A 2,222-nucleotide genomic window follows, 5' to 3' on the forward strand; every position below is an offset into this window, starting at 1 on the left:
ACGTTAGAACATCAAACATTAAAGGGTGGTATTTCAAGGTTGGCTCCACGCAGACTGGCGTCCACGCTTCAAAGCCTCCCACCTATCCTACACATCAAGGCTCAATGTTCAGTGTCAAGCTATAGTAAAGGTTCACGGGGTCTTTCCGTCTTGCCGCGGGTACACTGCATCTTCACAGCGAGTTCAATTTCACTGAGTCTCGGGTGGAGACAGCCTGGCCATCATTACGCCATTCGTGCAGGTCGGAACTTACCCGACAAGGAATTTCGCTACCTTAGGACCGTTATAGTTACGGCCGCCGTTTACCGGGGCTTCGATCAAGAGCTTCTCCTTACGGATAACCCCATCAATTAACCTTCCGGCACCGGGCAGGCGTCACACCGTATACGTCCACTTTCGTGTTTGCACAGTGCTGTGTTTTTAATAAACAGTTGCAGCCAGCTGGTATCTTCGACTGATTTCAGCTCCACCCGCAGGGGCTTCACCTACATATCAGCGTGCCTTCTCCCGAAGTTACGGCACCATTTTGCCTAGTTCCTTCACCCGAGTTCTCTCAAGCGCCTTGGTATTCTCTACCTGACCACCTGTGTCGGTTTGGGGTACGATTTAATGTTACCTGATGCTTAGAGGCTTTTCCTGGAAGCAGGGCATTTGTTACTTCAGCACCGTAGTGCCTCGTCATCACACCTCAGCGTTAAAAAGGTACCGGATTTACCTGGAACCTCCGCCTACATGCTTAAACCGGGACAACCGTCGCCCGGCTAACATAGCCTTCTCCGTCCCCCCTTCGCAGTAACACCAAGTACAGGAATATTAACCTGTTTCCCATCGACTACGCCTTTCGGCCTCGCCTTAGGGGTCGACTCACCCTGCCCCGATTAACGTTGGACAGGAACCCTTGGTCTTCCGGCGTGCGGGCTTTTCACCCGCATTATCGTTACTTATGTCAGCATTCGCACTTCTGATACCTCCAGCAACCCTCACAGGCCACCTTCGCAGGCTTACAGAACGCTCCCCTACCCAACAACACATAGTGTCGCTGCCGCAGCTTCGGTGCACAGTTTAGCCCCGTTACATCTTCCGCGCAGGCCGACTCGACCAGTGAGCTATTACGCTTTCTTTAAATGATGGCTGCTTCTAAGCCAACATCCTGGCTGTCTGTGCCTTCCCACATCGTTTCCCACTTAACTGTGACTTTGGGACCTTAGCTGGCGGTCTGGGTTGTTTCCCTCTTCACGACGGACGTTAGCACCCGCCGTGTGTCTCCCGTGATAACATTCTTCGGTATTCGTAGTTTGCATCGGGTTGGTAAGTCGGGATGACCCCCTAGCCGAAACAGTGCTCTACCCCCGAAGATGAATTCACGAGGCGCTACCTAAATAGCTTTCGGGGAGAACCAGCTATCTCCCGGTTTGATTGGCCTTTCACCCCCAGCCACAAGTCATCCGCTAATTTTTCAACATTAGTCGGTTCGGTCCTCCAGTTAGTGTTACCCAACCTTCAACCTGCCCATGGCTAGATCACCGGGTTTCGGGTCTATACCCTGCAACTTAACGCCCAGTTAAGACTCGGTTTCCCTGCGGCTCCCCTATACGGTTAACCTTGCTACAGAATATAAGTCGCTGACCCATTATACAAAAGGTACGCAGTCACACCCCAAAGGGTGCTCCCACTGCTTGTACGTACACGGTTTCAGGTTCTTTTTCACTCCCCTCGCCGGGGTTCTTTTCGCCTTTCCCTCACGGTACTGGTTCACTATCGGTCAGTCAGGAGTATTTAGCCTTGGAGGATGGTCCCCCCATATTCAGACAGGATACCACGTGTCCCGCCCTACTCTTCGAGTTCACAACCTGTGCATTTTGGTGTACGGGACTATCACCCTGTACCGTCGGACTTTCCAGACCGTTCCACTAACACACAAGCTGATTCAGACTCTGGGCTGCTCCCCGTTCGCTCGCCGCTACTGGGGGAATCTCGGTTGATTTCTTTTCCTCGGGGTACTTAGATGTTTCAGTTCCCCCGGTTCGCCTCGTTAACCTATGTATTCAGTTAACGATAGTGCAACGAATTGCACTGGGTTTCCCCATTCGGACATCGCCGGCTATAACGGTTCATATCACCTTACCGACGCTTTTCGCAGATTAGCACGTCCTTCATCGCCTCTGACTGCCAGGGCATCCACCGTGTACGCTTAGTCGCTTAACCTCACAACCCGAAGATGT

General features: G+C 52.3%; 1 rRNA gene. It reads right to left on the reverse strand.

The window, feature by feature from the left end:
- A 23S ribosomal RNA gene (locus ACSEMK_RS23995) occupies positions 1–2,205 on the reverse strand; the annotation flags it as partial.
- Positions 2,206–2,222 lie beyond the last annotated feature (17 nt).

This window comes from Klebsiella sp. K-3 (genome assembly GCF_051207495.1).
Classification (GTDB): domain Bacteria; phylum Pseudomonadota; class Gammaproteobacteria; order Enterobacterales; family Enterobacteriaceae; genus Klebsiella; species Klebsiella aerogenes.